Raw genomic sequence first — 25,373 nt, 5'->3', positions numbered from 1 at the left:
ACAGATTACACAACGAATTGTATATCAGGATCATGATCGCTTCATCACCGATAAAAAAACAAATATATACTGATGAAAAAGAAATTATATTTTATACTCCTGCTGTTCATTGGTTCTGCTTTGCCATCCTGCAAAGATTTCCTGGATGAGCAACCTTTGCATTCCCTTACCGGCGATAATGCGATTAAAGATTTGAGTACTGCAAAAGCAGCCCTTGGAGGGGTGTATGCCAGTTTTCAGAACGACAGTTGGTCGGGAGCACTTTATGTGGCACAGGCCACAAAATCGGGCTTTGTAAATATTACGGCGCAGACGGATTATGACCTGACTTATAACGAGTCGAATCCCGGAACAAATATACCTGTGATCTGGCAGAGTTTTTATAAGAGCCTGAATGCGGCAAACTTTGCCATTCAGGGAATTGGTAAATTATCAGACGCTGCAGTCCCCCTCCCGGAAAGGACGGCTATGCTGGCGGAAGGCAGGTGTCTGAGGGCCTGGATTCATGCCAATTTGCTTTGGAATTTTGGTCATTGGTGGGCCGAAGATGCAGATGCGTATGGCATCATTTACAGGGATGAAGTGATTAGTCTTAAAAATGTGTTGAAAGCCCGCTCCACTGTAGGGGAAAGCTATCAGAAAATTTATGAGGACCTGGATTATGCCATTGCAAACTTAGGGGAGTTCAGTTCTCCGCGTTACCTGTCAAAGCAATTTGCAAAAGCATTGAAGGCGAAATTATTGCTGTACCGTGGAGGATACCGGAATACGGTTGCGGATCTTCAATTGTCTTTGACATTGGTAAACGAAATCCTGGCCAATCCTTCCGCTTCTTTTGCCATGGAATCTAACCTAGCTGAGGTGTATAGCAATGCATGGGATTCCAAAGAGAATCTTTTTGTAAGGTATCTGGAAGATGATGGTTCCAGGGCTTCCAAAGGTGGTTTTACCTATACCTATGGAATTATTTATGGGGGTGACCGCCTGCCTTTACCGATAGATAAAACTTTAACAGCCGGACTGAAATACGGCGCAGATTGGTTTAAAGCAGACCCCAGATGGCCAATAGTTACCGGAGCGGTACGTGCACCGGAAACCTGGGACGATAAACAATGTTACTGCTTCAAAAAACTGGCGAGGTTGGGCAGGTATGCGGGGGCACAAGCGAATCCGAAGGATGAAAAGTATGCGGCCTATTATTTCAGGTATTCAGAATTGTACCTGATGAAGGCGGAGTTACTGGCAAGAACGGGAGCTGCAATTTCAACGGCGATTGCTCCAATCAATGAGATGCGTTCCAAAAGAACGAATCCTGTATTGGCGCCTTTAAACCCGCAAAATTCGGAGGAACTGATGGACCTGATCTTTAAAGAAATTTTTATGGAGCTCTTTATGGAAAATGGAAGCGAAATGTTTGCTACTGTCCGCTTCAAAAAAGATGGACAACCCTGGATTGTTGCCATTAAGGAGAACAAAGCCTTTGAGCTGAATAAACTCTGCTGGCCCATCCCGCGTGTGGAAATGGTTAACAATACTTTGATGGTACAAAACCCAGATTTAAAATAGACAATACTGAACATATGAAAAAGAACTTTTCTTATAGAATGCTGCTGATTGCGGCAGCGATGCTCTCTTTCTTTTCCTGCTCAAAAGAGAAAAAGGAAATCCGGATTCCCTATCCGGATGACATTACTTTTGAAGAACAAGGTCTTCCTGAATTCTCGTACAGGATTCCAGACGCTCCATTTCAGGTAGGAAATGATCGAAGCGGAAGAATTACTGTAAATGTGAAAAAGAATGGGGATGGAACGTTCAGCGGCTTTGCGCTGTCGAATAAGAACTGGCGTTCTTATCCATGGAACCTGAGTCCTGATTTTGCGCCTGTGGGAGGCTTAACGGCTGCTCAAAAGCAGGCGAGCATAGATTCCACGATATTTAGTGTATTTACTTCCAAACCAAACCAGACGGGAAGTTACCTGGTGGCGAGTGTAAAGGATGAAGATGCAGCCATTACCCTGGAAAAACCAGGGGTGGTGGAACACATCCTGGTGGCCAATACGACTTACAATGTATTGCTGGAATCTTATGGTTCTGCTTATTCAGGAACGCTGGATCCAAAGACTCAGACGTACCTGATGACGGGAGGGAAGGTTAAAAACATCCTCATTGCCAATACTTCTACCACGCGTTATGGCCGCTTTAGTTTACCGGGGCCCGGGGGGACAAATGTGATCCGGCTATCGGGGGAAGAAAACCTGGCCAAGGCACAGGCGGGACATACGGCAGCGGAGTCTGCAAGACTCGCCGGAAAACCGGAAGCCGCAGTAAAAGCGGATTCAACTAAGGCTGCGGAAGGCATTTCAAAGGGGTACGTGAAATTGACGGTGAAAGGCTTTAAGGCCGGAACGCCCACTGGAAATGTGGATTATTGGCTGGCCATCCGGCCAAAAGTAGATCCTGCAAATCCGGAATTAAATTATGTACAGCAGGATTGGTTCAAAGTAGGATTGGCAACTTTAGGAACGGTAGATAAACTCGTATTTCATCTTTCTTCTTCTACACCTGTTCCTCCTTATTTCTGCCTGGACGGGATCAGACTCAGGAAATAAAAAAAGGAAGGATCATGAGCTTGGTCATAGTAGGCAAATTTGGAATACAAGTTCCGAAGGAAATTAAAATGAATAAAAAGCACTTAAAACAATAAAAAACAAACGATAGTTATGAAAAAAATAATCTTCACATTAATAGCTGCCCTGCCGGTAATGTCTTATGCACAAAATGTGGCGTTCCATGTACAGGGAGAAATAGCGGGGGCGGGAGCCAAATCAAGAGTTTACCTGAGTTACCGGCAAAATGGGGCCATGGTAAAAGATTCGACCGTGTTAAAAAACGGAGTCTTTACTTTTAAGGGGGAGATTTCCGGCCCCAGTTCAGCCAAAATTATCTTAGAACATCAGGAAGCTGGCCGCTCGGTAAAAAATCAGGATGTGTTATCGCTTTATCTGGATAAAGGAATGCTGAAATTGAAAAGCAGGGATTCTGTAAAGAATGCGGTGATCTCGGGTTCCCCGATCAATACAGCTCATGCGTTATACCGGAAAGCGATTGCAGGTCCGGAGAAAATAATTGCGGGAATCAATGCTGATTGGGCGGGAGCAAGTAAGGAGCAGAAAGAAAAAGAGGAATTTATGAAGGGTTTGCAGGATCGATACAAGCCTGCCTCAGAAGAAAAGGCGAAGATTCAGGAGGCCTTTATCGGGCAGCACCTTGATTCTTATTTTAGTCTGCAGGCTTTAAAGGAATTGTCCGGAGAGATGGAGGTGGATAAAGCTGAATCTTTATTCCTGCGTTTATCTAAAGGTCTGAGAGAAAGTAAGGAAGGGCTGGACTTTACCAAACAGATTGCAATTGAGAAAGCTACGGCAGTTGGTGTTGTGGCACCTGATTTCACGCAAAATGATGTCAATGACAAGGCTGTTAAGCTTTCTGATTTTCGTGGAAAGTATGTATTGCTGGATTTCTGGGCTTCCTGGTGTGGCCCTTGTCGTGCGGAAAACCCGAATGTCGTTAAGGCTTATACGGAATACAAAGATAAGAACTTTACGGTGCTAGGCGTTTCTCTGGATCAGCCTGGAGAAAAAGAAGCCTGGTTAAAGGCCATCAAAGCAGATGCGCTGACCTGGACACAATTGAGTGATCTGAATGGGTGGAACAATGCGGTATCAAAGATGTACGGCATCAAGGGCATCCCTCAAAACTACCTGATTGATCCAAATGGAAAAATTATTGCAAAGAACCTGAGGGGCGAAGCGCTTCAGGAGAAGTTGAAAAGCATACTTTCCAAATAGGGGATACTACCCCTTTTCCATCTTAATGGAACATGCTCAATGACAGCTACCAATAATCGCAGCGCTCCCTGCGATTATTGGTAGCTTGGTATTTTTTTTTTATCATTGAGGGAAATCATGTATCCTTATCGATCAGCTACCTTTACAGACGAGATACTTCTGGAATTAATCCAGAATGAAGATAATCGTGTCGCTTTTGAAGAGATTTATCATCGCTACTGGCAACTGCTGGTGGATACTGCTTATCGTAGATTAAAATCCATTGAAGCGGCCGAAGAAATCACGCAAGATATTTTTGTAAGCCTTTTTCTGAAAAGAAAGTCTGTGGAAATAAAGATTTCACTTGCCGGATACCTGAAGACGGCCGTAAAATATAAAGTCTTAAACTATATCAGAACACAACAGGTTCAGTACAATTTTGAAACGAAGATGAAGCAGGAGCTTCATTTCGAAGATATTACTCCTCATCATACCTTACAGGCTAAGGAGTTGTCACAAAAAATAAAAGAAAGTACGGCAGCACTGCCCGAAAAGTGCAGGGAGGTTTTTATGTTGAGCAGATTTGAAAAACTGTCCAATAAAGCCATTGCTCTTAGACTGGGAATTTCGGTCAGCACGGTGGAGAAACACATCAGCAAAGCGATGAAAATCATGAACGAGCATTTTGGTGATTATAAACTGGAACTGCTCATTACATTTTATCTCCTCCAATCTTAAAATTATTAAGCTGGTAATCAATTTCTTATAAAATAGTTCCAGAAGGGAGTAGCGGATTTTTCAGGTCCGGGTGACTCTTATAGGAACGGGGGGTCTTAGGGAATTAATTATGGAGTATCAGAAACTGCTGGATCTTATAGAAAAATATGAAAAAGATCTGGCGACTACAGCAGAGGCAGAAGAATTGGATCAATGGTACGATTCATTTGAGCAGGAAGAGGGGTATGTAGCCCGGATGGAAGAAGGGGAGCGTGCGGTATTTAGTCAGCGTTTGTTTGGTCAGATTGACCAGCAGATCGTAGAAAAACTATCCCCGCCAACTCTGAAATTCCAGCCTGTTTTCAGGTGGCTTGCTGCGGCCATGGTTTTAATCGCCTTTGGCTGGTATTTTTACCCTGGTTTCAGGGAGGCGGGAAAAGCAATTTATCCTTCGCAGCATGCTTCCAGGATTCTCCCTGGCGGAAATAAGGCAATTCTTACTTTGTCTGATGGTTCTGAAATTTCCCTGACCGATGCGGAAAACGGGGCCTTGACAAAACAATCCGGAATTAAAATTACAAAGACGGCCGATGGGCAATTGGTTTATGATGCCAGTGCTTCCGGATCTCCCTCTGAAGCGAGCAATACCATTACCACTCCCAGGGGCGGCCAGTATCAGGTCAATTTGCCAGATGGCACCAAAGTATGGCTGAACGCCGCTTCTGCTCTCAAGTTTCCCCTGACTTTTACGGATCAGAAGAGCCGTACTGTAGAGCTGAGCGGCGAAGCCTACTTTGAAGTCGCAAAGAACAAGCATCAGCCATTTAAGGTCATCACTGCCGTCCGCCCGGACCAGGAAGGCCGGGAACAAATCATAGAGGTACTGGGGACACACTTTAATGTCAACGCTTATCCCGATGAGGAAAGCATCGTAACAACTTTACTGGAGGGCAGTATCCGGCTGAACAACAGACTGACTTTGAAACCGAACCAGCAATCCATCTTTGCCTATGACCATTTTCATGTGGTTCCGGCAGACACAGAAGAAGCGGTGGCCTGGAAAAACGGCTATTTCATGTTTGCAAACGAGGACCTCCGCAGCATCATGCGGAAAATTTCCAGGTGGTATAATCTGGAGATCGTTTATCAAGGAAAAACAACTGATAATACTTTTATAGGGACGGTATCACGATTTAAAGAGGTATCTGAAGTATTGAATATTTTAGAATTAACAAGAACAGTACACTTTAAAATCGAAGGGAGGAAAATTATAGTTATGCCATAAATCTACTTTACACCTACGGTAAGCTTCCTGGTTCAAATAAACATGCCAGACCCGACTGCCATCGTGGTCTGACACTGGCCTGGCTTACCCGATATTTTGCAGAAAACAATCAATCAACAAACCAAACCACCCAAATGTAATGAATATTTACGATCTCCTGAGGTCTAAGCGGCCTGCTTATGCCCAAAATAAAATACTGCGAATCATGAAGTTAACCATCCTTCTAATGACGACCATTTTCTTCCAGATCGCCGCAAAAAGTGTTGCCCAGAACATTACCATCTCTGAGCAAAACGCTTCTCTGGATAAAATCTTTAAAGAACTGCGGATCCAAAGTGGTTACAACTTTGTATATACCGCCCAAACGCTGGAAGGCGTAAAAAAAATAAATGTTAAACTGAAAAATGTATCGTTAAAAGAGGCATTGGAGGTCTGTTTTGAGGATCAGCCCATCACCTATGTTATCCAGCAGAATACGGTCGTCGTACAACGGAAACCAGAGGTTCAAAAACCATTGTTCATTGAAGTAAAGGGAAAGGTGACCGATGAAAATGGCCTTCCTTTACCCGGGATCAGCGTTCGCCTCAAAGACAGTAAGCTAGGCGTGGCCACAGATCAGTCCGGCGCTTTTGCCATCACTGTTCCAAACGGAGAGGCTGTGCTGCTCTTTTCATGTGTCGGTTATATCAGTAAAGAAGAACCTTTGAAAGGCAGAAATCAGCTCCTGATTAAGCTCAAAGCAGATATGTCTGACCTTTCTGAAGTGGTGGTGAGCGGGTATCAGAAAATCGAAAGACGCAGGCTGACTTCCTCCATTACGACCGTGGATATGAATGTCTTGAAAAGCATCAATCAACCCAATATCGATAAACTGTTACAGGGACAGGTTCCCGGATTAACGATTGTGAGTACTTCAGGCGCACCGGGAGCCATCCCTCAGATCAGGATCCGCGGGACTTCTACCATCAGCGGTAATGTTCAGCCACTTTGGGTGGTCGATGGAATTATTCTGGACGATCCCCTGAATGTATCGGTAGATGACATTATGAACAACAGAAACCTGATTGCTTCCGGAATCGGGGGGATCAATGTGGACGATATCGAGTCGATCAATGTGTTAAAGGATGCCGCAGCAACCGCCATTTATGGAACAAAAGCGGCAAACGGCGTAATTGTCATCACCTCTAAAAAAGGAGTTTCCGGGAAGACCAGGATTAGTTATTCCAGTCACCTTTCTGTGAACATGCGCCCTCAGATGTCTGATGCCTATATGATGAACTCCAAAGAGCGGACCAATGTAAACCTGGAAATGATTTCCAGAGGGATCCTGAACACGAGTACGACCAAACCAGGTGAATATGGAACGGTATCTGATTTTGAACGCTATTTTATAGATGTACACGATAGGAAGCTGACCTGGGGGCAATTTGATGATAAAGTAAAACAGCTGGAAACCGTAAATACAGATTGGTTTAAACATTTATTCAGGAATGCTTTTACCCATAAACACAGTCTGAACTTTTCCGGGGGAACGGAACAAACCACTTTTTATTTGTCGGGCAGCATGATGGACGACCAGGCTACCGCAAAAAAAGTCGGACAGAAAACGTATACCGGATCGGTTAAAGTGTATACCAAATTAAGGGACAACATCCGGATCGGAGGAATGCTGGACATCAATGCAAGAGAAAACAATAGTTTCTTTGCCACCGATTCCCGTGAAAATCCTTACGAATGGGCAATATATACCACTCCGGCACAAAATGTATTTGATGAAAATGGTGGATATAACCACTTGTACTATAACAGTCTTAAATACAATTTCCTGGAAAACAGGGAGCAAGGCTGGAGAACCTCCAAAAACTTCGGGATGCGGGGGACAGTAGACCTCGAATGGAGATTAATCCCCGATTTGATTTTTACCAGTTTGTTCTCTTTTTCGAAGCAGAATACCGTAGATGAGGATATTGCTACCGAGGACAGCTATTTTGTCCGCGCAAGAAAAAGAGACATGTTTAAAACGGTCGATTATATTGGCGTTCCGATATGGTTTGACGGAGGTTTCAGACAGGACAGGTCAAACAACAACAACTCCCTGACTTTTAGAAATCAGCTTTCCTTTATGCCGGTGATCGGCTACGACCATCGCTTTGATGTGATGGCTGGTCAGGAGATCAGGACCTCTAAATATAAAGAGGTGAGTACAGATATCTATGGATATGTACACAACCGGGGGCACCAGCAGGTTCCTCAATTTGAACTCATGGAGACCATGGGGATTCCATATTGGACAGAGAACCTGAACGAGACTGCCGCGGTATCCTATTTCGGTGTAGCCGGCTATACCTATAAAAACCGGTATACGATGAGTTTGAATGCCCGTACGGACGGATCAAACCGTTTTGGGATAAAGACAAATAAGCTTTTTCAGCCATTATGGGCATTGGGATTAAACTATCAGATGAAGGAAGAGAATTTCCTAAAGGATCAGGATTGGCTCACCTATCTGACCTTAAAAGGTTCTTATGGTAGTCAGGGGAATGTGGCCTCACAGGCTTATTCTGATTTGGTGGCCAGGATAGGGGCTACGGATGTGATCAATAAAGAGGGCTACCTTGTGATTTCTGCCCCTAAAAATCCAAACCTGAAATGGGAGATGAACTATACCACTAACCTGGCTTTGGAGTTTGGTTTGTGGAAGCGCAGATTGAGTGGTACCATTGAATATTACAACAAAAGGGGGACTGATCTTTTAGGAACCAAGCAGGTGTCACAGGTTTCGGGATTCAACTCTATACAGGTGAATTGGGCTTCGATGAGGAATAAGGGCTTTGAGTTGTCTTTAAATTCCATTAATATCGATGGAAAAGATTTCCGATGGTCTACCAATGTGAACCTGGGTTACAATGAAAACAAAGTGCTGGAAGTCTATTCCGTACCAACGGTAGGCAGTCTGACCAGCGCACAACGGACCGATTTTGCGGCTTCAGCAGTAGTGGGGAAACCTATAAATGGACTTTGGTCGTATCGTTATGCAGGCCTTAATGCCGATGGAAGGGCATCATTCTATACCACTAAAGAAGGAGAAAAGGTATTATATGGGATGAACAAGGTCGATGGACTGACCTATTCCGGGACCACCATGCCCATGATTCAGGGTGGTTTAACCAATACTTTTTCTTATAAGAAATTTACCCTTTCTGCCTTATTGATTGGGAATTTCGGGAATGTGATCCGTTTGCGCAATCTTTCTCAGGGATATGCATTGGGTTTTCCTGATGCCACGCAGAACATGTCAAAAGAATGGGCGCAAAGATGGAGACAACCGGGGGATGAACTGCATACCAATGTTCCAAAGCTGGAGTCTGATCCATGGGACCTTGCCGTAACCGGAACAAGTCCATATAACGGAAATATGTATGACAACAGTGATTTGAGAACCGTAAAGGGAGATTTCGTCCGTTTGCAAAACCTCTCGCTGAGTTATGACCTTTTTACCCCTGCACTGCGGGCAAAAGGAATTCAGAACATCCGTTTGATGCTTCAGGGAAATAACCTTCATGTATGGAAAAATAAGGCGCTAAAGGGGCAGGATCCGGAATCTACCGGCTCGCTGATGAATTACAATGATACCCGAAGTGCAAATGTCTCCTTTGGAAATACCTTCCTGCCGCTACCCCGTTCTTACTCTGTTTCTTTATCTGTACAGTTTTAAAGCTTGAAATTATGAAAAAGATATTTTATTTGAATTTTATAGGTATGCTGGTTCTGTTGTCTTCCGGCTGCCAGAAAATGCTCGACATCAAGCCGGTCAACAGCATGATGCCGGTAACGATTGCCGACTATGAATCTGTATTACTTGGAGGATACCCGAAGCAGGATTTCTATTTTAAAACAGAACTCATGACGGATAATGCTTTTGTCAACCTGCAAACAAGTAATACGCTGAACCGCGCTGATGAACCCTGGTTTGTCTGGGCATCAACTCATCAGTTGGCAGGAGTGGCTGATGATCCTTATTGGGGGCAGTTGTACAAATCCGTGTACTATGCAAATACGGTGTTGGATGAATTTTCCAAACGCATTCCTTCTTCTTCGGAAAAGGTGCTTTTTGAAACGGTAAAAGGAGAGGCATATGCATTGAGGGCCTTCAGTTATTTCTATCTCGTAAACTTATATGCGGATGTTTATGCGCCGGAAACGTTGGCAGAGCCGGGGGTACCTATGCCCTTAACAGCTGTCGACATCCATCAAAACACACAAAATAATGTCAGGGCATCCATTGAGAAAGTATGGGCTCAGATACAGACGGACATTGATCAGGCCTCGGCACTGCTGATGGGGAAACCACTGAAAAGTAAGTTTCGCTTCAATTACAATTCGCTTCAATTGTTCAAGGCGAGGGTAAATCTTTTCATGGGAGATCATGAAGGTGCCATTGCCGCATCAACTGTTGTGATGAATACCAGGGGCTTATTTAATATGAATGAGACCCAGGCACATATTGATGGGAAGGATCGGGAAAGCGAAGCTTTTACAAATAATTATGGAATGATTGATTCTGATTATAAGAACGAGATCTTGTTCTTTATGGCCGGAAAAGCAAATAACAATATTTTTTACCATGACAGGGCCGCCAGTAAGCCATCCGTTGAGCTGTTAGACTTATGTCGTCGGAACGGTGTTAAGGATTACAGAAGGTTTATTTTCGATTCTTTTGCTGACCTGAGCACTGCGGATGGCATTCAGACGGGGCCTACCATTTATAACATGTTTGCCAAGCAGGAAAACGGCAGTTATCATATCGGACTCAAAGTGAGTGAGGCCTATGTGATGCGTGCTGAAGCTTATGCCAAATTGGGCCGTTTGGAACTGGCGGTTACAGATTTGAATCATCTGTTGGTCAACAGGATTAAGAAAGAGGAGTTTGTACCCTTGAAATTGGCCGACTTTGCAGATAAGAACCAGCTTCTAAAACGCATTTATGAAGAGCGTAGGATTGAAATGGCATTTGAAGGAGGGTTGAGGTGGTTTGACCTGAGGAGATTGGGCAAGCCTTCTATAACGCATAGTTATAAAAACGGACAGGTATATACTTTAAAAGAGAAAGATCCCCGCTATGTCCTTCAGATCCCTTTATCGGAACAAATCAATAGCCCGGAAATGCCATTAAACAAGAGATAAGCTTAGCCTAAATTTAAAAGACATGAACTTAAAAAACAGATACTTTATAGCCTTTAGTCTGGCAGTGTTGCTGTGGTCCTGCAAAAAGGAAGAAGTGCTCAATTCTACGGAAGATTTAAAATTTGAAAATGCCTTTTCGCCTGCGGCGGATGCAGATCCTGCGGTGAAGGAATTGTACCAGAGTTATAATGTCTGGATGCGGATGGACTTTAAGGATTGGAAAGAAGTGACGAATGCGATTCTTGATAACGATCCATACAATCGCTTTGGCGTGGAAAAAATCGCCGATCAGGAACGACAGAGCGCCATTCTTTACACGAAGGCATTGATGTCTGGTGTGAATCCGAAATATGCAAAAACATTTTTTCCACTCGAATTATTCTTTGTGAAAAGCTATGGAAGGGGATATTTTGCGGAGAATATCAAAAAGATAGGCAGGAGCAGGCTTGTGATCTGCTGGCCAAATCAAATGACCAATGCTTTGCCTGTGCTGAATCCCGAGCGACATTATTATCAGGATTCTGTGTTGAGCAATGCCATATGGGCACAACTCTCTTCGATGATTACGTTGCGCATTCCCGAACCGGTAAAAGCATTTGCAGATGCAGGAAAGGCCTATGATAGTGGTGCTGCTGTGGATAAGATCAGAAAAGAGTATGATAAAGATAAAGACGTTGAAAAGAGAGATGCCGCATATGAGTTGCTGGCCATGACAGGAGGATTTATTGAAGCTTCAGGCTCCAGTTCTTTTGAGAACGATTTCTCTTCCTGGCTGAGGTTGCTGGCATTGGAATCAAAAGAAAACATCAAAAGAAAATACCTTGATAATAGTCCGGCCAGGGCTAAAAAGTATGAAGCCTTTGTCACCTATCTTCTGTCGGAGGGCTGGGACATTCAGGCGATGGGCAATACCTATAGGGAGCGGTTCGACGCTTACAAGTAAGAAAATTAATAATTAATAATTCAACCAAATCAATCAACAAAATGAAAAAGTTAGTTTTAACACTAATATGTGCCGTTCCGGTATTGGCCAATGCGCAAAATGCCGCATTTAATTTAAAAGGAGCAGTAGCAAAGGCCGCTGCTGGTTCAAAAGCTTACCTGAGCTATCGTCAGGATGGGGCCATGGTTAAGGATTCCGCTGTCCTTAAAAACGGCGCTTTTAACTTCAAAGGGCAGGTTTCCGGGCCCACCTCTGCTAAAATTACTTTTGATCATTCGGGAACAAATGTAGCTTCAAAAAATCCGGATGTCCTGTCATTTTACCTGGATAAAGGAGAGATTGCTTTAAAAGCCAAAGATTCCGTAAAAAATGCGCTGATCACGGGATCTCCGATCAATGCCGAGCACGCAGTATATTTAAAAGCAGTTGCAGCGCCTGAAAAGATCATTAACGGACTGAATGCAGAATGGGCGGCGGCGAGCAATGAACAAAAGCAAAAAGAAGAATTTGTAAAGAGCTTGCAAAGCAGACATAAGCCGGCGGCGGACGAAAAGTTGAAAATTCAGGAAGGTTTTATCGTGCAGCATCCGGATTCTTATTTTAGTCTGGTGGCTTTAAAGGAATCTTCGGAGTATGATATGGAGGTGGCTAAAGTAGAGCCTAAGTTTTTAGCGCTAACCAAGCGTCTGAGAGAAAGTAAGGCCGGATTAGATTTTGCTAAACAAATCGAGATTGCGAAGTCTACTGCAGTGGGTGCGCTTGCGCCTGATTTCACGCAGAATGATGTGAACGATAAGCCGGTTAAGCTTTCTGAGTTCCGTGGAAAGTATGTGTTGCTGGATTTCTGGGCATCATGGTGCGGACCTTGTCGTGCGGAAAATCCAAATGTAGTGGCTGCCTATAACAAGTATAAAGAGAAGAACTTTACCGTTCTTGGTGTTTCTCTGGATCAGCCGGGAAAGAAGGACAACTGGTTAAATGCGATTAAAACAGATGGACTGACCTGGACTCAGTTGAGTGACCTTCAAGGCTGGAACAACGCGGCATCAAAACTATATGGTGTAAAGGGGATTCCACAGAATTACCTGATTGACCCTGCGGGAAAAATTGTTGCCGCCAACCTTAGAGGAGAGGAACTGCATAAAAAGCTGGAAGAGTTGATGAAATAAGCCATAACAGCATGACAAAGAACTCCCATATTGGTTATCCGGTATGGGAGTTCTTTTTTGAATAAGCCTATAATTACTATATTCGCCCTGGGGAGATTACAAAAATGCTTAATTATCAGGCGATATCGGACAACGAACTGGCCGGGTTATTAAAGTCGGGGGATAGAAAAGCCTATACAGAAATTTACAACAGGTATATATGGCTGTTGCACATCCATGCGTATAAGTGGATGCAGGATCGTGAGGAAGCGAAGGACATTGTTCATGAGCTTTTTACCACTTTATGGACCAAACGTGAAAGCTTGTCTTTCCCGGAAAATCTATCTGCTTATCTGTATGCTGCGATTCGAAACCGTGTCTTCAATGCGATTTCCCATCGGAAGATCGCTTCCCAATACTTGAGTTCTCTGCAGGCTTTTATCGATGAAGGAGCTTGTGTGACGGATCATTTGGTCAGGGAAAAACAAATGACGGTCCTGATCGAAAAGGAAATCTCTGCTTTACCTCCTAAGATGAGGGAAGTTTTTGAGCTCAGCAGAAAATCCCAGTTGAGCCACAAGGAAATTGCAGAACAGCTGGATCTTTCTGAGCAAACGGTAAGGAAACACGTACAACATGCTTTGAAAATATTGAGAATCAAGCTGGGTTTGATGGTGTTCCTGTTTTTAATTTCTCATTATTAAGTCTAAGAGCGGCCTCCCTAAATTTTTTTTCATTTTTATTTACCCCCTCCGGCCAACTTACCTGTCTGTTGTTTTATAAGGGCAACCATGGCCCTTTCTGATTATGAAAAAACCAGATGCAAAAGAACTATTAGACAGGTACCTATCCGGTAATTGTACTGAAGAAGAGCAGGCGCTGTTAGAAAGCTGGCATCTGAGCAGGACAGCCAGTTTAAATGAAGATTTAAGCATGGAGGACCGGAGTCATGATCTGGATGAGGTTTGGGAAAGGTTAGAGCTGCCGGAAGAAGGTCCCCGCCGGATTTCTTTATGGCCAAAGCTGGCCGCTGCTGCAGTTTTGTTGCTTAGTCTCTCTGCAGGAATCATTTTTTATTTATCGAAAACACCCGCAAACAGCGATGCAGAACAGCTGGTCGTTGCCAAAACAATAGTGCCTGGTGGAAACCGGGCGATCCTGACACTTGACAATGGAACGGAGATTTCCTTGTCGGACGCGAAGAACGGATCCCTTGCCAGTCAGTCTGGAGTAAACATTTCCAAATCCAAGGATGGCCGGTTGGTTTATCACCTTTCAAATGTAAATAAACCCAATTCCTACAATACCATCACTACACCATACGGTGGGCAATACCAGGTTGTCTTGCCGGATGGCACCAACGTCTGGTTAAACTCAGGATCTTCCCTGAGGTTCCCGCTGACCTTTGACCACCTCAATGAGCGTAAAGTAGAACTAAAAGGAGAGGCTTATTTTGAAGTCGCCAAACAGCTAAAAGAAGAAAAAGGAAAACAGGAGCGTGTTCCTTTCATCGTCATGACAGACAAACAGGAAGTCGAAGTGCTGGGCACACATTTTAACGTCAATGCCTATACCGATGAACCAGCGGTAAGGACCACCTTACTGGAAGGCCGCGTGAAAGTCTCTGAACCTGCAAAGGTAAAAGAGGGCGTGTTGCTTAAACCCGGAGAGCAGGCCGTGCTGAAAGACAGGTTGTCTGTGCTCAAAGTCAACACAGAAGAAGTGATGAGCTGGAAAAACGGCTTGTTCCTTTTTAACGATACCGATTTAAAGAGCGTGATGCGCCAGGCTTCCAGGTGGTACAATGTAGACGTCGTTTACGATGGCAACATTCCGCCAACCTTATTTACAGGAGAGGTGCCAAGAAGCGTCAATGCTGCCGCTTTCCTGGAGATGCTGAGGTACCTGAACGTAAAATTTAAAATAGAAAAGCAAACCAATACCAGAAATAAAATTGTGGTATCGCTTTAATCAACAGATCATAAACCATAAACTAAAAAAAGATGAATAGAAATTTACCAGCCAAAGAGTAGGAAGCTTGAAATGTTGGCCTATAAATAACCGGGAAAGTGTTGAAGCACTTCCCCGGTCGGAATCCTGTTGATACCAGGATCAATGTTGGGCTAACCATTTCTTCCATTTGTTCCGATAAATCGGGATGAAAAACACGTAGCAATAGACCTTACTTATTTAACCCAACCTTACAAATGTATGTATTTTATTAATACTTCAACAAGTATGGACAGGCCACGCCTTACGCCATATTTTAAACCATTTCATGTCATTGATATCTGGATTTCGGCTCTCAAATCCTTAACGAGAAGACAAATTATTATGCGGATTAATTTGATAGCAATAATGATCGCCATATCGTTGCTGCAGGCTGCGGCCAGCACCTTTGGGCAGCGTGTGACACTGCATGAAAATAATGCCAGTCTGCAGCGGGTATTATTATCGATCAGAAAACAGACAAAATTCACTTTTCTGTACAATAGTGATTTGATTAAAGCTGCAAAAAAAGTAAACCTGAATCTCGAGAACGTTAAACTGGAGCAGGCGCTGGAGGCTTGTTTTCAGGGGCAGGACCTCAGCTTTAAGATCATTGAAAATACGGTCGTAATCAAGAAAAAGGATTTCTCTGTATTGGATCAGATGAAAAATTACATCAGTTTTATTGAGCTGAAAGGGAAGGTGCTTGATGAAAAAGGAGGGCCTTTACCGGGTGCGACCGTGCAGGTCAAGAACACCAAAAAGACGGCGATCACCAATTCGGATGGCGCATTTGAACTCCATGCGGTAGACGACAAAGCGATCCTGGTGGTTTCCTATATCGGATATAAATCAAAAGAGGTGCCTGCAAACCAGGAAAACCCGATGACGATCACATTGGAAATTAATTCTGCTTTATTGTCGGAGATATCCGTGGTTTCTACCGGCTACCAGGACATTCCAAAAGAACGTGCGGCTGGCTCTTTCAGCGTAATTAATGCGGATAAAGACCTGAGTGGTAAATTACAGGGCAATATCATGGACCGTATAGAGGGCATGTCTGCGGGATTAACCAGTTACAAAGTTGGTGGCGTACGGAAAACACAGATTCGTGGAATCTCCACCATCAGTGGAGAAACAGCGCCGTTATATGTGCTCGATGGTGCGCCTTTTGAGGGTGATCCACAATCGATAAACCCTGCTGATGTGGAAAGTGTTACTATTTTGAAAGACGCGACTGCGGCTTCTATTTATGGTGCGAGATCTGCAAACGGGGTCATTGTGATTAATACCAAAAGAGGAAAGAAAGGTCCTTTAAAGATCAGCTATGACGGGACGGTCAAGTTTACCCCGCTTCCTGACCGCGGTTATGCCAACAAAATGAGCAGTGCCGAGCTGGTAGATTTTCAAAGGGAAATGTTCAATTACCGCTCTGGTTCTTATTCGGCGATAGACCCGCGCAAGGCAATGAATGATGTGTATAAATTATTCTACGAACAGCGGGAAGGACACATGACCGAAGCGGAGCTGCAGACTGCTTTGGATGTTTACCGGAACAATGATCGCTATGACCAGGTGGTCAGTGAGTTTATCCGTAAGACTGCGATAGATCAGCAACATAACCTTTCCTTATCCGGAGGTTCAGATTTTTATACCTATAATTTTAGTGGTAATTATATGGGATCTAATCCCTATGATCGCGTACAAAGCAATAATCGTATTGGATTCAATTTCAACAATACCCTCAATCTGACCAAATGGTTGAAATTGAATATTGGCGTACTGGGCAGCAAACAGAATGAGGATTATGACAATGGGATCAGTGGAACGGGGATGTTGAATACTGGTAAAGCTTCTTATTTTATGTTGAGAGATGCACAGGGCAATCCGGTAAACTGGCTGAATTCCAAATCACAGTTTGAAATAAACCGCCTGAATGGTTTGCGTTTACAAGACGAAAATTTTGCTCCTGTAAATGAAATGAATACCAAGCATTTAAATAATGAGAGCAATTACCTGAACATCAATATAGGAACGAATATCAAAATCATAGATGGGCTGTCACTGAATCTGCTTTATCAAAAGGAAAGAACCGATGATTATTTCAAGCAATATTATACAAAAAACGCCTACAATGTAAAAACACAGATCAATGATGCGACGCTGATCAAACCTGATGGAACGGTTACGAATCTGATTCCTGTTGGCGGACAGCTGAGTGAAATCCGCGGTGATAAAAACTCCCATACTTTGAGGGCACAGGTTAATTTCAGTAAGTTATTTGGCAAACACCGTCTGGAAATGATTGCTGGTGCAGAGCAACGTAAGATTCTGAGCACAGGGACAAACATCTACAAATATGGATACGATGATTATAACCTGAGCTATAAATTGATCAACGAAGCTGCACTTGCGGTAGCTACACTGGGCACAGAGTCTATCAATGATCGTTTTCAATTAACCAGACTTGAGAAAGGATTCAGTTCTACAGAAAACAGGTTTGTCTCTTTCTACGGGAATGGTTCTTATACGTACGACAATAAGATCACTGCAAGCGCCAGTATTCGTATGGATCAGTCAAATTTGTTCGGTACAGATCCTAAATACCAATACAAACCGTTGTGGTCTGCAGGTTTAATGTATGTGATTTCTGAAAATCAGAACGACTGGCTCGACCGTCTTATTGTTCGGGGTACCTATGGTATCAATGGTAACATCTCCAAATTGAATGGTCCTTATATGATTACCAAGGATGGAGGACCTAATTCCAATACGAATGAGTCACAGGCTTATGTTCAAAGTCCGCCAAATTCTGGTCTGCGTTGGGAAAAGACGAATGTAACCAATCTTGCCTTTGATTTTAGCCTCCTTAAGAACCGTTTCTCCGGATCTGTTGAGTTTTATAATAAATCTACGAGTGATCTTTTGGGCTTTCAGACTACCGATCCTACGATCGGCTGGAGTTCTGTGATGCTGAATTATGGAAGCATGAGAAACCGTGGAACAGATATCTCGTTAACCAGTACAAATTTAACGACAAATGATTTTAAGTGGAATACTACATTGAATTTCAATTACAATAAAAATGTACTGACCAAACTGGAAAATGAAGGGAAAAGCGTCTATTCTTATCTTGACAGGGGGCAGAATAGAGTAGGGGTCCCGATGAATTCAATTTATAGCATTCGCTATAAAGGACTGGATGATAAAGGAAAGCCGATTGCTTTAACCAAAGAAGGAAAGGAAGTTAAAAGTACTGATCAGCTAACAGTATCAGATTTGATTCATGAAGGGACTGCGACTCCTCCTTATGCGGTTTCTTTGTCCAACAGCATGAGTTATAAGAATTTTGACCTGTTCTTTATGTTCATCTATTACGGAGGTCATGTGATGCGTGATGTCTACTCCCCTTATTTAACCAAATATGCGGAGTTAAACTATACCACTAATATGGATAGGAGTGCGTTGAATTATTGGAAAAAAACTGGTGACGAGTCGATTCCGGGAATAGCACCGGGCTTTGCTTCGGCCGCAAGTTCTGTTATCACCAATATATGGGAAGCGGGAAATCAGGGAATTCAACGGGCGGATTACATCAAATTGCGTGACATCACTTTGAGCTATAACCTGGCGAATGAATTCTTGAAAAGAAACCATGTGCAGCGTTTAAGGCTTAGCCTTCAGGTACAAAATGCATGGCGCTGGTCGGCAAATAAACAGAATCTGGATCCGGAAGTATGGCTGGGAACGACCAATTCTTCTGCGTTTAGTCCGCTTTCTCCTCCTACCAGAGGAATACTGCTTCCGCCAACTTACACCTTTGGTCTTTCTGCTAATTTTTAATTCTAAACCATTATGAAAAAGATATTCACCATTTTATTCATCACTATAGTTGCCCTATCAGGATGTAAAAAATACCTGGATATAAAACCTAAAGGGTATACGATCCCGGAGTTTTATGACGATTACGAAAGGTTATTAAATAATTCTGCACTATATGGCGTTTCTTCATCGTATCCCGTTTACTTAACCGATGATGCACAATCCGGGGAAGTAAAAGACCCTAATAAATCTGCTGATTATCTAGGTTATGACCTCTTTAAACGAAATTTATATGAGTTTAAACCCGGGCGTGTTTTTGAATCCGGGCAGTCAGACCGGTTTTATGAAGCTGCCTATGAGCATATCTTTGTTTACAATACCATTATCAATAACATAGAAAATGTAAAAGACAGAACAATGGCCGACCGGATGCAGCTTAAAGCGGAAGCACAAATTGGCCGAGCATTCGAATACCTGACCATTGTCAATGCTTATGCTGCACATTACGATCCTGCCACTGCAGGAACGGATCTGGGAGTCCCGCTGGTGTTGACGGAAGATATCAACGCGAAGTATAAGAGAGGTACGGTAGAAGAGGTTTACAGTCAGATACGGAAGGATCTGGATGAAGCACTTCCTCATTTAGCACTGAAGGTTCCTAATAATTTCCACCCGACAAAAAGTGTTGGTTATGCCTTTTTAAGCCGGATGTACCTGTATATGGGAAAATATGCAGAAGCCTTGCAGAATGCAAATGAGGCCTTGAAATTAAATAGCAATCTGATTGATTACCGCACTTATACAAATAAAAAGGGAACCTGGGGAAGGGTTTGCTCCATTGCAGATCAGACGGTGGTCTTCCCTCGCCCAAATGAAAGTAAAGAAAGTATCTGGAGCCGCTTTGGTTCTTCCAGTAATGGACATGTATTTACGGAACTGTACGCCAGTGCCGATTTATTGGATGTTTATCAAAAGGATCTGCCGGCAAATGCTACAGATCAGCGTTTAAAACTTCTCTTCTGTGATGGACAAGCTAATTTTGGCGGGGCAATTACTGTTTTTCCGGGGAGAAAGCTTTGGGCAGCTTATATAGAGTTTAACTATGGATTCGGCACACCGGAGCTTTACCTCATCGCAGCAGAATGCGAGGCGAGGGTCGGAAGTAAAGATCTCGCTTTGCAGCATTTGAACAAATTGAGGGATATGCGTATCGCTGGTAATCAGCCATTGATGGCAGCAACTAAAGATGAGGCATTGCGCATGGCACTTGAAGAAAGAAGAAGAGAAATTCCTTTGCAGGGAAGTACACGTCTGATCGATTTGAAAAGATTGAATAAAGATCCCCGTTTCGCAAAAACAGTGACCCATAAAAACGGAACAGAAACGTATACTTTACCGGCAAATGATAAGCGGTATATCCTTCCCTTGCCACCAAATGTCCTGGAGTTTAATCCTTCGATACCGGTGTACGATCGTTAAATCCTCAGCTGGATCAAATCCATAAAATAAAGGAACCTGCAATCAGTTGCCGCCTTGTAAACAGGCCTAAGCTGATGCGGGTTCTTAATCCTATTATATATTATAAAAGAACACATGACCATAAAAAATATAACCATGTTCCTGTTTCTGCTAATTGGCGGAAGCATAAAAGCACAGGAAGGCATTAAATTTAACCAGACTTCAAACTGGAAGGAAACTACGGAAAAGGCTGCTGCCGAAAATAAACTGATCTTCATAGATTGCTATACCTCCTGGTGTGGGCCTTGTAAATGGATGGATCAGAATGTCTTTGTAGACCCAACTGTAGGGGCTTTCTTCAATAAGAATTTTATCAATGCTAAAATTGATATGGAAAAAGGGGAGGGGATTGCGCTGGCGAAAAAATACAATGTGCGCTCTTTTCCGACTTTCCTGTTTGTAAATGATAAAGGGGAAGTGATCCATAGAACGGCTTCCAGGATGCCCGTTGCCGAATTTTTGGAGGAAGGGAAAATGGCCTCAGATCCAGGTAAAAATTTCTCCTCTATGAAAAAGAAATATGAATCCGGACAACGGGATATCCCCTTTGTTCTGGATTATTACCTGACTTTACAAAAATCAGAACGTGGAACTGCGGATCAAATCGGGAAAGACATTGTGACAAAAATTACAGAACAGGAATTGAACTCCGCATTGGGATGGAAAGCGGTAAAGACACTGGCCAGATCAGAAACGGATCGTCTGGGTGCTTACTTCATGGCAAATCCAGGAAGGTATACTGCCTGGAGTACAATAGCCGAAAGAGAAGAACTGACAGACCGACTGATCAGCAGCAGTATGTACGGTTATATTTATGCCAAAGATGAAGCTGCCTTCATGAAGAAACTGGCTTTTTTCAATACTTCTGATAAAGCAGACCGTAGAATACAAGGGGCGATGCTGGAAGCTGATTTTTATCTGGAACAAAATAGAACCGCCGATTATAAAAAGGTGACCGATGCTGCATTGAAAGGAGTTTTAAAGTCGGAGGCTGAAAAACTGAGCTTTCTGGCCAGAAGAGCAGACTATAAAGCTGCTTCAAATCCTGAGATTTTAGCGCAGGCCTACCTGTTGGCAAAGCGATCCGTAGAACTGGCACCTGAGGAATATTCCATTCAAAGTACGTTTGCTAAAGTATGTCTCTCTCTGAAAAAGAAAGAGGAGGGATTAAAAGCAGCGAAAAAATCAAGATTGCTTGCGGATGCGGAGACTTCCAAAATTCAGAAGCTGTCTCAGGAATTATTGGATAAGATTGAATCATTATAAGCTGATAAAATGCAACAGATGAAAAAGACATTAAAAGTCTCCATGCTTTCCTTAACCATAGTTTCATTGGTTGGTATTGCTGGAGTCCATGCACAAAATACCAAGGGTTTTACCATTAAAGGGGAATTGACCGGCTTAAAAGACGGTGATAAAGTGATGCTGATTCATAGCATCGACCAGCGTAAAATGGATACTGTTTTTCAAATTGTAAAAAACAACAGATTTGAACTGAAAGGACAAGTGAAAAACGGGGCTGATTTTTACAGTTTAAGGGTCGAAAATAAGCGCATCAGGTACAATGCCTTTTTAGACAATTCTTCAATGGTCCTGAAAGGGGATGCTGAAGACCTTTCCAAAGTCACGCTTTCAGGTTCTCCGGCTCATGAGGATTACCAAAGGTTTACAGCGATGATGGCGCCAACAACAGCGAAGATCAGAAGTCTGAATAAGGAATACCGTGATGCAAGTACCGCAAAAAACGAAGCGCTGGTTAAAAATATCAGCAAACAATTCGACGAGCTGGAAGGAGAACAGGCAAAGCTGACGAATGATTTTATCCTTAAAAATCCCCAGTCTTACTATACCCCTTATCTGATTTTTAACGGAGATATTGAACCTTCAGTTACGGAATCTGTTTATAACGGACTTTCCAAAGCGGTAAAGGCAAGTACTTATGGAATTAAGCTGAAAGAACGCCTGGCTGATCTTTCCAGGGTGGCTGTAGGAATTAAGGCACCTGATTTTAGTGCATTAACCCCTGAAGGAACAACACTTTCCTTAAATGAGGTGGTTAAAAAAGGAAAGTATACCCTGATTGATTTCTGGGCTTCCTGGTGTGGGCCATGCAGATAGGAGAACCCGAATGTCGTTGCGGCTTATGCTAAATTTCATGAGAAAGGACTGAATATTTTGGGGGTTTCACTGGATAAAACAGAAGGAGCTGCCGCATGGAAAAAAGCGATTGCTGCTGATCAACTGACCTGGTATCAGATCTCAGATTTAAAGTACTGGGAAAGCCCAATGGTGAAGTTATATGCCATCAGGGGGATTCCTCATTCTGTGTTGGTGGATGCCAATGGCATCATTGTAGCGAAAGATCTTCGTGGTAAAGCACTACATGATAAACTGGAAGAATTGCTGAAATAATTTCCCCTGGGTAACTTAGCAAATCAAAACGGTCATATATTTAATATGGCCGTTTTTTTTAGGGCATAAAAAAGCCCCTGTTTCATGAGGGGCATTGTCCTTTCTTTATATGTTAGAAAGAAAAATCATCATTGTGATTCTTGTTTCCTGCGCCTTCGTGGTTCTCAGAATACTCGTAGCGTTTTTCTACAACATCCTGGTGGCTTTTAATATAGTCAACAGTCTCATTTAATCCTTCTGCAAATTTCTCAAAGTCTTCTTTATATAGGAAGATTTTATGCTTTACAAAAACACCGTCTTCCAGTCTTTTTTTACTCTCAGTTAAAGTTAGGTAATAGTCTCCTGATCTTGTTGCTTTTACGTCGAAAAAGTACGTTCTTTTACCGGCCCTTACTTTCTTCGAAAAAACCTCTTCTCTCTCTTTGTTGTCAAATTCTCCCATGGTTGGTATTGATCTTGGTTTTTGGTTCGGGTAAATATAAAGCAATAATTATTAAACTTCAAAATAGAAAATTACACGGAATGCCTTTCCTCAGTGCAAAATTGTTAATTTATCGTTATTTTATTGCTTTTTGTGGTACTTAGACCTCTAAAATGCATGTTTTCATTTTTTTTAGTCCTTATGCAAGCGGAGAATCACCAGAACTTTCCTCTTCCAGTAATTGATTTTGATACATTTCAGCATAAGCGCCTCCCAATTGGAGTAAATCAGCATGTGTACCTTGTTCAATGATCCTGCCATCGTCTAAAACAAGAATTTTGTTCGCATTTTTAATCGTTGAAATCCGGTGGGCAATGAGAATACTAGTTTTTCCTTTCATCACTCTTCCAAGGTTATTCAGAATCTCTTCTTCTGTGCGGGTATCTACTGCGGAAAGACAATCGTCGAAGATCAGGACCTTAGGTTCCTTAATTAAGGCACGGGCGATAGACACACGTTGTTTTTGTCCGCCGGAAAGGGTGATTCCTCTTTCCCCAAGCATGGTTTCAAATTTAAGGTCGAAATTGATGATGTTTTGATATACAGCGGCGTTTTTAGCGGCATCTGTCACTTCTTCCTCTGTTACCTGGTCCAGTCCGAAGGCGATGTTATTTCGGATCGTATCAGAGAAGAGGAAAACCTCCTGAGGCACGAAACCAAACTGACTGCGGTAATGCTGCAGGTTCAGCTGGGCAATGGCTGTGCCATCCATTTTTATTTTCCCCTGATCCACATCATACATGCGCATCAGCAGGTTGGCAAGTGTTGATTTTCCGGAGCCTGTACGCCCGATGATGGCCACAAACTGACCTTGCTCGATCTCAAAGCTAATGTCTTTTAAAGCCTGGATTCCGGTGTCCGGATAGGTAAAGCTAACGTTTTCAAAACTGATGTTTCCGTTTAACGGAACAGTTTCACTGCTGCCTGAAACAATGTCGGGCTGCAGCTGCAGAAATTCATTGATCCTTTTCTGAGAAGCGGAAGCGCGTTGGATGAGGGTGGTTACCCATCCCAGCATCGATACCGGGAAGGTGAGCTGATTCACATATACAATAAACTCGGCAATGTTTCCCGCGCTGATTGACCCTTCGATCACCTGCTTCCCGCCAATATAAACGGTAAGGATGGTGCTCAGTCCAACGAGCAGCAGCATGGTCGGATAAAATAAAGCCTGGACTTTAACCAGCCCCATGGCATTGTCTTTATAACCCTGGCTTTCCGCGGCAAATACATCTTTGGTATGGCCTTCCCTTACGTAAGACTTAATGACACGGATTCCGGAGAATCTTTCCTGAACAAAGCTACTCAGTCTGGAAAGCTGTTCCTGGATCTGTTCACTTCTTTTATTGATCAGGGTGTTGACAAAATAAATGATGACCACCAGAACGGGTAAAGGAAGTAAGGAGAAAATTGCGAGTGTACTGTTCACCGAGAACATGGCATAAATCACCAGTACAAACAGTACCGCCGTATTGATGGTATACATGATGGCCGGACCTACATACATGCGGACCCTGTTGACATCCTCCGTTGCACGGTTCATCAAATCGCCGGTATTGTTTCTCCGGTAAAAACCGAGGCTCAGTTCCTGATAATGGGCATAGATCTCGTTTTTCATGTCATATTCTATATGTCTTGACATTAGAATAATGGTCTGACGCATGAAAAACAGAAAAAGACCCCTCATTAAATAAAGTACCAATACCAATAAACCGAAATAAAACAGGCTGGTACTAAAGATATCATAGATGATGCTGCGGCGTTCGAAACCTTCGAACAAACCATAGATCTGTATATTTTCTGTAATTAGATTAAAAGCATGCCCAATGACCTGAGCGGGGATTACACCAAAGATATTGGAGATGATTACAAAAAATACCCCCGGAATAATCCACCATTTATATTTATAGAAGTATTTGTTTAAGAATCTAAGGTGTTTCATGAGTTGGTAAAGTTAGCCAAATGAAGGTAATTTTTTTTAAGACTTTGGTTAAAACAGTGTAAATAATGTTTTTTTTATGCTAGTTTTGCGACATATCTGATAAAC

At 42.9% G+C, this 25,373-nt stretch carries 16 protein-coding genes and 1 pseudogene; 15 read left to right on the top strand and 2 right to left on the bottom strand.

Going from position 1 to position 25,373, the window contains the following annotated elements:
- Window positions 1-72: 72 nt before the first annotated feature.
- From DBR43_RS20645 to DBR43_RS20575, 15 genes and pseudogenes are all read left to right on the top strand, one after another.
- Window positions 73-1,566: a RagB/SusD family nutrient uptake outer membrane protein gene (locus tag DBR43_RS20645; protein WP_124584241.1), complete on the top strand. Its 1,494-nt coding sequence runs from the start codon at window positions 73-75 to the stop codon at window positions 1,564-1,566.
- Between the two features lie 14 nt (window positions 1,567-1,580).
- Window positions 1,581-2,609 (top strand): DUF4465 domain-containing protein, encoded by a 1,029-nt coding sequence (locus tag DBR43_RS20640; RefSeq protein WP_124584239.1) that lies wholly within the window; start codon window positions 1,581-1,583, stop codon window positions 2,607-2,609.
- Window positions 2,610-2,720: 111 nt separating this feature from the next.
- A complete protein-coding gene (locus tag DBR43_RS20635) occupies window positions 2,721-3,848 on the top strand; it encodes a TlpA disulfide reductase family protein (RefSeq protein WP_124584237.1) in 1,128 nt (375 codons plus the stop codon).
- Between the two features lie 117 nt (window positions 3,849-3,965).
- The gene (locus DBR43_RS20630) at window positions 3,966-4,565 is read left to right on the top strand and encodes an RNA polymerase sigma-70 factor (protein ID WP_124584235.1); all 600 of its coding nucleotides are present in this window, start codon (window positions 3,966-3,968) and stop codon (window positions 4,563-4,565) included.
- 109 nt (window positions 4,566-4,674) lie between these two features.
- Window positions 4,675-5,829 carry a FecR family protein gene (locus DBR43_RS20625; protein ID WP_124584233.1) on the top strand — a complete coding sequence of 385 codons (1,155 nt, stop codon included), beginning with the start codon at window positions 4,675-4,677 and terminating at the stop codon, window positions 5,827-5,829.
- Window positions 5,830-6,034: 205 nt separating this feature from the next.
- Window positions 6,035-9,544 (top strand): SusC/RagA family TonB-linked outer membrane protein, encoded by a 3,510-nt coding sequence (locus tag DBR43_RS20620; protein ID WP_158622561.1) that lies wholly within the window; start codon window positions 6,035-6,037, stop codon window positions 9,542-9,544.
- 11 nt (window positions 9,545-9,555) lie between these two features.
- The gene (locus DBR43_RS20615) at window positions 9,556-11,013 is read left to right on the top strand and encodes a RagB/SusD family nutrient uptake outer membrane protein (RefSeq protein WP_124584229.1); all 1,458 of its coding nucleotides are present in this window, start codon (window positions 9,556-9,558) and stop codon (window positions 11,011-11,013) included.
- Window positions 11,014-11,035: 22 nt separating this feature from the next.
- Complete coding sequence (locus DBR43_RS20610; protein ID WP_124584227.1) at window positions 11,036-11,956, top strand: hypothetical protein; 921 nt, start codon at window positions 11,036-11,038, stop codon at window positions 11,954-11,956.
- A gap of 41 nt (window positions 11,957-11,997) precedes the next feature.
- Entirely contained in the window at window positions 11,998-13,125 is a 1,128-nt protein-coding gene (locus DBR43_RS20605; protein WP_124584225.1) for a TlpA disulfide reductase family protein, read from the top strand.
- 104 nt (window positions 13,126-13,229) lie between these two features.
- Window positions 13,230-13,808 (top strand): RNA polymerase sigma factor, encoded by a 579-nt coding sequence (locus tag DBR43_RS20600; RefSeq protein WP_124584223.1) that lies wholly within the window; start codon window positions 13,230-13,232, stop codon window positions 13,806-13,808.
- Window positions 13,809-13,911: 103 nt separating this feature from the next.
- Complete coding sequence (locus tag DBR43_RS20595; RefSeq protein WP_124584221.1) at window positions 13,912-15,075, top strand: FecR family protein; 1,164 nt, start codon at window positions 13,912-13,914, stop codon at window positions 15,073-15,075.
- Window positions 15,076-15,462: 387 nt separating this feature from the next.
- A complete protein-coding gene (locus tag DBR43_RS20590) occupies window positions 15,463-18,936 on the top strand; it encodes a SusC/RagA family TonB-linked outer membrane protein (RefSeq protein WP_158622560.1) in 3,474 nt (1,157 codons plus the stop codon).
- A 12-nt stretch (window positions 18,937-18,948) separates the two neighbouring features.
- Window positions 18,949-20,394, top strand: coding sequence for a RagB/SusD family nutrient uptake outer membrane protein (locus DBR43_RS20585; protein WP_124584217.1), 1,446 nt, complete (start codon window positions 18,949-18,951; stop codon window positions 20,392-20,394).
- A 114-nt stretch (window positions 20,395-20,508) separates the two neighbouring features.
- The gene (locus DBR43_RS20580; RefSeq protein ID WP_124584215.1) at window positions 20,509-21,699 is read left to right on the top strand and encodes a thioredoxin family protein; all 1,191 of its coding nucleotides are present in this window, start codon (window positions 20,509-20,511) and stop codon (window positions 21,697-21,699) included.
- Window positions 21,700-21,708: 9 nt separating this feature from the next.
- A pseudogene (locus DBR43_RS20575) lies at window positions 21,709-22,845 on the top strand (redoxin domain-containing protein).
- Between the two features lie 112 nt (window positions 22,846-22,957).
- Here the strand turns inward: DBR43_RS20575 and DBR43_RS20565 are convergent.
- Together DBR43_RS20565 and DBR43_RS20560 are read right to left on the bottom strand one after the other, a co-directional pair.
- Window positions 22,958-23,287 (bottom strand): DUF3276 family protein, encoded by a 330-nt coding sequence (locus DBR43_RS20565; protein ID WP_069377834.1) that lies wholly within the window; start codon window positions 23,285-23,287, stop codon window positions 22,958-22,960.
- A gap of 178 nt (window positions 23,288-23,465) precedes the next feature.
- Window positions 23,466-25,268: an ABC transporter ATP-binding protein gene (locus DBR43_RS20560; RefSeq protein ID WP_124584209.1), complete on the bottom strand. Its 1,803-nt coding sequence runs from the start codon at window positions 25,266-25,268 to the stop codon at window positions 23,466-23,468.
- Window positions 25,269-25,373 lie beyond the last annotated feature (105 nt).

Source organism: Pedobacter sp. KBW06, from assembly GCF_003852525.1.
Lineage (GTDB): Bacteria > Bacteroidota > Bacteroidia > Sphingobacteriales > Sphingobacteriaceae > Pedobacter.
The sequence above is the reverse complement of the archived record's forward strand: the minus strand, read 5'-3'. Positions and strand labels throughout refer to the sequence as shown.

Coding starts and splice junctions, on each gene's coding strand:
- DBR43_RS20645 (WP_124584241.1), top strand. CDS start 73: ATGAAAAAGAAATTATATTTTATACTCCTGCTGTTCATTGGTTCTGCT.
- DBR43_RS20640 (WP_124584239.1), top strand. CDS start 1,581: ATGAAAAAGAACTTTTCTTATAGAATGCTGCTGATTGCGGCAGCGATG.
- DBR43_RS20635 (WP_124584237.1), top strand. CDS start 2,721: ATGAAAAAAATAATCTTCACATTAATAGCTGCCCTGCCGGTAATGTCT.
- DBR43_RS20630 (WP_124584235.1), top strand. CDS start 3,966: ATGTATCCTTATCGATCAGCTACCTTTACAGACGAGATACTTCTGGAA.
- DBR43_RS20625 (WP_124584233.1), top strand. CDS start 4,675: ATGGAGTATCAGAAACTGCTGGATCTTATAGAAAAATATGAAAAAGAT.
- DBR43_RS20620 (WP_158622561.1), top strand. CDS start 6,035: ATGAAGTTAACCATCCTTCTAATGACGACCATTTTCTTCCAGATCGCC.
- DBR43_RS20615 (WP_124584229.1), top strand. CDS start 9,556: ATGAAAAAGATATTTTATTTGAATTTTATAGGTATGCTGGTTCTGTTG.
- DBR43_RS20610 (WP_124584227.1), top strand. CDS start 11,036: ATGAACTTAAAAAACAGATACTTTATAGCCTTTAGTCTGGCAGTGTTG.
- DBR43_RS20605 (WP_124584225.1), top strand. CDS start 11,998: ATGAAAAAGTTAGTTTTAACACTAATATGTGCCGTTCCGGTATTGGCC.
- DBR43_RS20600 (WP_124584223.1), top strand. CDS start 13,230: ATGCTTAATTATCAGGCGATATCGGACAACGAACTGGCCGGGTTATTA.
- DBR43_RS20595 (WP_124584221.1), top strand. CDS start 13,912: ATGAAAAAACCAGATGCAAAAGAACTATTAGACAGGTACCTATCCGGT.
- DBR43_RS20590 (WP_158622560.1), top strand. CDS start 15,463: ATGATCGCCATATCGTTGCTGCAGGCTGCGGCCAGCACCTTTGGGCAG.
- DBR43_RS20585 (WP_124584217.1), top strand. CDS start 18,949: ATGAAAAAGATATTCACCATTTTATTCATCACTATAGTTGCCCTATCA.
- DBR43_RS20580 (WP_124584215.1), top strand. CDS start 20,509: ATGACCATAAAAAATATAACCATGTTCCTGTTTCTGCTAATTGGCGGA.
- DBR43_RS20565 (WP_069377834.1), bottom strand. CDS start 23,287: ATGGGAGAATTTGACAACAAAGAGAGAGAAGAGGTTTTTTCGAAGAAA.
- DBR43_RS20560 (WP_124584209.1), bottom strand. CDS start 25,268: ATGAAACACCTTAGATTCTTAAACAAATACTTCTATAAATATAAATGG.